Below are 6,344 nucleotides of genomic sequence, written 5' to 3' on the forward strand. Positions count from 1 at the left end.
GGGAAGAGAAGGCGGTGCGACTGGATAGATCCTATTCGCTATTCGCTACTCCCTATTCGCCCATTCACCCAAGGGAGAATTCCATGTACGCAGTCAACTATCACCGCGCCGCCTCGGTCGCCGATGCTGCCAAGCTGGTCAAGACAGGCGACGCCAAGCTGCTTTCGGGCGGTATGACGCTGATCCCGGCGATGAAGACGCGGCTTGCCGCGCCGTCCGACCTTGTCGACCTGTCGCGGATCGCGGAGCTGCAGGGCGTCAAGGTGTCGGGCAAGACCGTCACCATCGGCGCCGCCACCACGCATCACGCCGTTGCCAATGACGAGAAGCTGAAGAAGGCCTGTCCGGCGCTTGCCCATCTGGCGTCACTGATCGGCGATCCGGCGGTGCGCCATAAGGGGACGATCGGCGGCTCGATCGCCAACAACGACCCGGCGGCCGATTATCCGGCGGCGCTGCTGGCGCTGGGCGCCACCATTATCACCAACAAGCGCGAGATCGATGCCGACAAGTTCTTCAAGGGTCTGTTCGAGACCTCGTTGAAGGAAGGCGAGATCGTCACCGCCGTCACCTTCACCGCGCCGGCCAAGGCGGCCTATGAAAAGTTCCGCAATCCGGCATCGCGCTACGCCATCGTCGGCGTGTTCGTTGCCAAGGGCAAGGATGGCGTCAGCGTCGCCGTCACTGGAGCCGGCGATGACGGCGTCTTCCGCTCGAAGGAGATCGAGGCAGCATTGGCCAAGAATTTCGCGGCCTCGGCACTGGAAGGTGTGAAAGTGCCGGCGAAGAATCTGATGACCGACATCCATGCCTCGGCCGATTATCGCGCCAATCTGATCGCGGTGATGGCCAAGCGCGCGGTTGCGGCAGCCAACGCCTGAGAAACTGTTTGGAAACTCTACTCCGGCGGCCATCTGATGGCGTTTTCTGTGCTTCCGGTGCTCACGTACCAAAAGTACGCTCCGCTCCGGTTCTCGAAACCACCACCATATGACTCGCCAGGGCGAGTTTCGAAACAGTTTCTAATACGATCGGTCGCAGACAAGGAAAGGGGGCCTCCGTGGCCCCTTTTCTCGTGCGGCGGCCTGCATCCGTTCAGTTGCTGATGGAATCGCTGCCGCACTGCTTGAAGCAAATCCCCGCCGAGCCGGAGGCCGGACCTGATCCGGCAGCAATCTCGCACTTGCACAAATTCATATTGCACTGCAATATGGACTGGGCGGGAATGCGAGCTGGGTTCGAAATGTACCGTCGTACCCTTCGCATACCTATTGCGAGAGGATCGGCATGACCGACATTTCCGCGACGCATGTCGTTCCGTCCCGATCCGCCGCCGACAGATCAACCAGAACAAGACTGGCCTATCTCGACGGCTGGCGCGGGCTTTCGATCGCGCTGGTTCTGATCGGCCATTTCTTTCCGGTTCCGGGAATCAATCTTGGCGTGCTGGGCGTCGAATTCTTCTTCGTGCTCAGCGGCCGGCTGATGGGCGAGATCCTGTTCATCGAACGCTACCCGCTGAAAAAATTCTTCAAACGCCGCTTCTCCCGCATCTATCCGGCTCTTCTGGTCTTCGTAGTCGTCGCGATGATCGCGCTCTCCGGCACGTTCCTCGCCTTCAAATGGAAGGCCGCGCTGACGGCGCTGACATTCACCTACAATTATGCCGGCATTCTCGTGGCTCGGGCAGGGGCGCTCGACCATATCTGGTCGCTCTGCATCGAGGAGCACGCCTACATCATCCTGGCGCTGATCAGCGTCATCGTCTCAAGTCGCTCTCGCGTGGTCGTGCTGCTCCTGGCGCTGGCCTTGCTGGCCATGGCCAATGGCGCGGTTTCGTACTGGGTCTTGGGGATGGACTACGAAACCACTTATTGGCGCACGGATGTGCACATCGCGTCGATCCTCCTGTCGGCTTCGATCTGCCTGCTCAAGGCCGACGGCAGGCTGCCGGCGTTTTTGAGAGGCAAGCATGTGGCCCTGGTGGCAACGGTCTGTGCCGTTGTCCTGTTCCTGGATCGGGTGCCGACGCCGATGCACTATCTCTTCGCGGTGCCGCTGCTGGCTCTGGCCGTCAACGCACTCGATTTCAGCCCACGGTATTTTTCCGGATTGCTGTCGTCCTGGCCGATGGCGACGCTGGGGCTGTGGTCGTACTCGCTCTATTTATGGCAGCAGCCGTTCTACAAATTCGTCTATGAGCAAGGCAGCGCGCCGATACCGATGCTGGCCGCGGTCTTCGCTTGCGCGGCCTGCAGCTACTACCTCATAGAGCGCCCGGCGCGCGAATGGCTCAACCGCAACTGGTGAATGCCGTCGTGCCCGGCCAGATGATCGTGAGTGCAGGTGGAGGGATCGTGCTTCGTAAGCAGACGATCCATTAATTGTTTCTAATCTAACTTTCGGGAAAGCAATGACCTGCTTTCCGATCTGGGCCAGTCTCATTAGACATTGGTCTTATGGCAGGCATTCCTTATTGCCTCGCCGGCTTACCCGCCTAGTTTGTTCGCAGGACACATCTGAGAAGATGGTTCGAAGACGCATCTGGGAGGATGGAATGGATACGACCGGGGAAAGGGCGGGCGGCTGGCTCGACCGCTCACGCACCGTCGCCGAGCCTGGCTTCAGCAGGTGGATGGTGCCGCCGGCGGCGCTCTGCATCCACCTTTGCATCGGCCAGGCCTATGCGTTCAGCGTTTTCAACTTGCCGATGTCTAAGCTGATCGGCATCACCGACTCGGCGCCCGACGACTGGAAATTGACCGGCCTCGGCTGGATTTTCTCGATCGCGATCCTGTTCCTGGGCATTGCGGCGGCGTTCGGCGGCGGCTGGCTGGATCGCGTCGGTCCGCGCAAAGCCATGGTCGCTTCTGCCTGTTGTTTCGGCGGCGGCTTCATTGTCTCGGCGCTCGGCGTCTATCTGCACCAATTGTGGATCATCTATCTCGGCTACGGCGTGCTGGGCGGCATCGGTCTCGGCCTCGGCTATATCTCGCCGGTCAAGACGCTGATCACCTGGTTTCCGGACCGGCCGGGCATGGCAACCGGCATGGCGATCATGGGCTTCGGCGGCGGCGCCTTCATCGCCTCGCCGCTGTCGGTTTATCTGATGAAGCTGTTTTCGACGCCTGAGCACATCGGCGTCGCCGAAACCTTCCTGGTGCTGGGCATCGTCTATTTCGTCTTCATGCTGATCGGCGCCGTTATCGTCAGGGTGCCGCCGGAGGGCTGGAGGCCTGCCGGATGGACGCCGCCGGCGGCACAGAATGCGATGGTGACGACGTCCAATGTCCATCTCGACGATGCGTTGAAGACGCCGCAGTTCTGGCTGCTGTGGGGCGTGCTGTGCCTTAATGTGACGGCAGGGATCGGCGTGCTCGGCCAGGCCTCGGCGATGAGCCAGGAGATGTTTCCGGGACGCATCACGCCTGCCGCTGCCGCCGGCTTCGTCGGCCTGCTGTCGATCTTCAACATGCTCGGCCGCTTCTTCTGGGCCTCGACCAGCGATTATATCGGCCGCAAGACAACTTATGCCATCTTCTTCGCGCTGGGCGTCGTCCTCTATGCGGCGGTGCCGTGGACCGGCCAGACCGGCAGCGTTTTCCTGTTCGTGCTGTTCTACGGGATCATCCTCAGCATGTATGGCGGCGGCTTCGCCACCATTCCCGCTTACCTGCGCGACGTCTTCGGCGTGCGTTACGTCGGCGCCATCCATGGCCGATTGCTGACCGCGTGGTCGGTGGCGGGCGTGCTTGGCCCGGTGCTGGTGAATTATATCCGGCAGTACCAGATCGACAGCGGCGTTGCGAAGGCCGACGCCTACACGGTCACCATGTACATCATGGCCGGCCTGCTGGTTGTCGGCCTCCTGCTCAACCTGATGATGCGGCCCGTCAATGCGCGCTTCCACATGAAGACCGAACCAGCGGTGGCTTAGAGTCAGTTCCATCCCGACAGAATCGGGATGGGCTCTATCTTATTGTTTGAGCATGATCTTTTCCGAAAATCGGAATCCACTTTCGGGATCAGCTCTGAGGAAACCGACCATGGCGCAAGACAACGAGAATTCGATCAGACTCACGCTGGCCTGGCTGCTGGTCGGCATCCCGTTGGTCTGGGGGTTCTGGATGACGCTGGTGAGTGCGACAGCCCTGTTCCAGTAGTCCTCGTCTTCGTGCGCAGATCTGCCTGGTCTGTCAGGCGCTGATCTGCCTGGCGTAATAGCGCACCGCTTTCTTGCCGCCATGGATGACGGCGTCGCCGGCCTCGACGAAGCCGAGCGCAGCGTGAAAGGCATCCGAGGCGGGGTTCGGCGGGGCGGTGTTGACTTCGCAGGTGACCAGCGTGTGGCCAGCGCGCTCAACATGGCCGAACAGGTCCTGATAGAGCCGGCGGGCGTGGCCGCGGCCGCGTGCGTGCGCCGCCACGACGACCCGGTCGACATAGACGAAGCGCTCATGGCGCTCGCGGAACCACAGGAAATTCGGGCTGTCGTAGCGGGCGTCCTGGTCGAAGGTCATGATGAAAGCTTCGAGATCGCCGATGCGCCTGGTGTAAAATGCTTCGCCAAGCAGGAAGGCCAGCCGCTCAGCCTCCAGCCACGACAGTTCCGCGGCATGCTCGTTGTTGAGCGCCAGGATCGCCGCTTCGTCTTGGGCCGATACACGGGCTATCGGGGCAGGGCTCGAGGTCATGCCTTGGCTGCCGCGATCGTTGCCGCCACCAGCGCTGTGTCGGTCAGCGTGTTGCGGTACTCGCGATCGAGATCGGAACCACCCATGCCGACATGGGGATTGCGGTAGTCCATGGCACTCGGCACATCCTTGAGGGCGGCAAAATGCATTTCGGACAGGCCGGTTCTGCTGCGCACTTCGGCAATGTTGTGCAAATCCAGTCCGCCGCAGCCGAGGATGACGATGCGGTCGCCGGCCTGCCGCACCAGATCCGCCAACAGCGGCAAGCCTTCGATGGCAGTGTCACGCTGGCCGCTGGTCAGCACGCGGCCGACCTTGCTGCGGATCAGCGATTCGAGCGCCTCGGCCGGCTCGCGCGTCATGTCGAAGGCGCGATGGCAGGTGACGTTCAAGGGGCCGGCGGCCTGCGTCAGTTCGCTCATGCGCGCCTCGTCCATGGTGCCATCGGCGTTCAGGCAGCCAAACACCACGCCGGGCACGCCGAGTTCGCGCAGTGCCGAGACATCTGCCAGCATCGAGGCATATTCGGTCTCACTGTAGAGAAAATCGCCGCCGCGCGGCCGCACCATGACGTGAAACGGCACGTTTGCCTGCTCGATGGCGGCGCGGATCGTGCCGAGGCTTGGCGTAATCCCGCCTTCGACGAGGCTGGCGCACAGTTCGACCCGGTCGGCGCCGGCGGCTTGCGCCGCGAGAAGGCCGTCAATGCCTTCGACACAGATTTCGATCAGCGGCAGGCGGAGAGCTTTGGTCAAGGGGCGATCCATTCCATGATTCCCGGCCAGCCCTACCACCGCGCCGGTTGCTGCGAAAGCGCGAACAGACTTTCGCGCCGGGCACGGACTTCGCGGTTATTGGCGCAATTCCGTGTTCTTGGCGCCTTGCTCGACCTGATCGATCACCAGAAGCTTCACCTCGATATCACCGATATTGGTGGCCTGATGCCACTGGCCGATCATTTCGATGATGAAATCGCCGGCCTTGTAGGTGTTGCTGTCGCCGGTCTCGACATTGGTGACCTTCAGCGTGCCGGCCTGGACATAGGCATAGCGCGGGAAAGGGTGCCTGTGGACCGGCAAGGTCGCGCCCGGCGCGATGTCGTAGGTCGAGACCAGCACCTGCACGTTCTTCTGCGGCAGCGTGATCGGTTGGCCGGACGCGGTCGTCGTGCGCGACGCAAGAGGGGTCACGACGACAGGCGTGCCGCTGCTGTCCAGCGCGTGGGCCGGGTTCGCGGAAAAGGCTGCCGCGAGCAGCAGTCCTGACATCAAAATTTTTCGCATGATTCGCATCCACCCCTGGCGTCAACATCGCGCAGTGGCCACCAGCACGCAAGGCAGCGCCTTGGGCACCTGCCTGCCGGCCAAAAATATTTTTGTCGCCCCTCTTGAAGGAAAAAAACACGATTACCAGATCGTTTTCCGTCGAGGCTTCGGCTCGACATACTGGCGTCGCAGCGACGCTGCGACAGCCTCGTAATCCATGTTGCTTCACGGAGGATATGGCTATGAGAAGCTCTGATTATACCCCTCTTTACCGCACAACGGTCGGCTTCGACCGTCTCTTCGATATGCTCGAAAAAAGCGTACGCTCCGACTGGCCTCCCTACAATATCGAGAAGACCGGCGAGAACGACTATCGCATTACGAT

The 6,344-nt window shown here is 61.4% G+C and carries 7 protein-coding genes and 1 pseudogene; 5 read left to right on the top strand and 3 right to left on the bottom strand.

What is annotated here, in order from left to right; genetic code table 11:
• Positions 1-83 precede the first annotated feature (83 nt).
• The 3 genes from EN991_RS19105 (at position 84) to EN991_RS19115 (ending at position 3,937) form a co-directional block, all read left to right on the top strand.
• Positions 84-881 carry a xanthine dehydrogenase family protein subunit M gene (locus EN991_RS19105; protein WP_127369313.1) on the top strand — a complete coding sequence of 266 codons (798 nt, stop codon included), beginning with the start codon at positions 84-86 and terminating at the stop codon, positions 879-881.
• 406 nt (positions 882-1,287) lie between these two features.
• Entirely contained in the window at positions 1,288-2,310 is a 1,023-nt protein-coding gene (locus EN991_RS19110; protein WP_013531268.1) for an acyltransferase, read from the top strand.
• Between the two features lie 247 nt (positions 2,311-2,557).
• A complete protein-coding gene (locus EN991_RS19115) occupies positions 2,558-3,937 on the top strand; it encodes an OFA family MFS transporter (protein WP_013531269.1) in 1,380 nt (459 codons plus the stop codon).
• A 259-nt stretch (positions 3,938-4,196) separates the two neighbouring features.
• On the opposite strand, the gene EN991_RS19125 is transcribed toward EN991_RS19115, so the two are convergent.
• From EN991_RS19125 to EN991_RS19135, 3 genes are all read right to left on the bottom strand, one after another.
• Entirely contained in the window at positions 4,197-4,694 is a 498-nt protein-coding gene (locus EN991_RS19125; RefSeq protein ID WP_127369315.1) for a GNAT family N-acetyltransferase, read from the bottom strand.
• Complete coding sequence (locus EN991_RS19130) at positions 4,691-5,461, bottom strand: copper homeostasis protein CutC (RefSeq protein ID WP_063172331.1); 771 nt, start codon at positions 5,459-5,461, stop codon at positions 4,691-4,693. The genes EN991_RS19125 and EN991_RS19130 overlap by 4 nt, the downstream gene beginning before the upstream one ends.
• Positions 5,462-5,545: 84 nt before the next feature.
• Positions 5,546-5,977 carry a cupin domain-containing protein gene (locus EN991_RS19135; RefSeq protein WP_024503833.1) on the bottom strand — a complete coding sequence of 144 codons (432 nt, stop codon included), beginning with the start codon at positions 5,975-5,977 and terminating at the stop codon, positions 5,546-5,548.
• Here EN991_RS19135 and EN991_RS39925 point away from each other — a divergent pair.
• The gene (locus tag EN991_RS39925; protein ID WP_164753782.1) at positions 5,895-6,173 is read left to right on the top strand and encodes a hypothetical protein; all 279 of its coding nucleotides are present in this window, start codon (positions 5,895-5,897) and stop codon (positions 6,171-6,173) included. The two genes, EN991_RS19135 and EN991_RS39925, sit on opposite strands and share 83 nt — an antisense overlap.
• Before the next feature lie 28 nt (positions 6,174-6,201).
• A pseudogene (locus tag EN991_RS40990) lies at positions 6,202-6,344 on the top strand (heat-shock protein); the annotation flags it as partial.

Origin of the sequence: Mesorhizobium sp. M7A.F.Ca.US.005.03.2.1 (assembly GCF_003997795.1) — a bacterium.
Lineage (GTDB): Bacteria > Pseudomonadota > Alphaproteobacteria > Rhizobiales > Rhizobiaceae > Mesorhizobium > Mesorhizobium ciceri.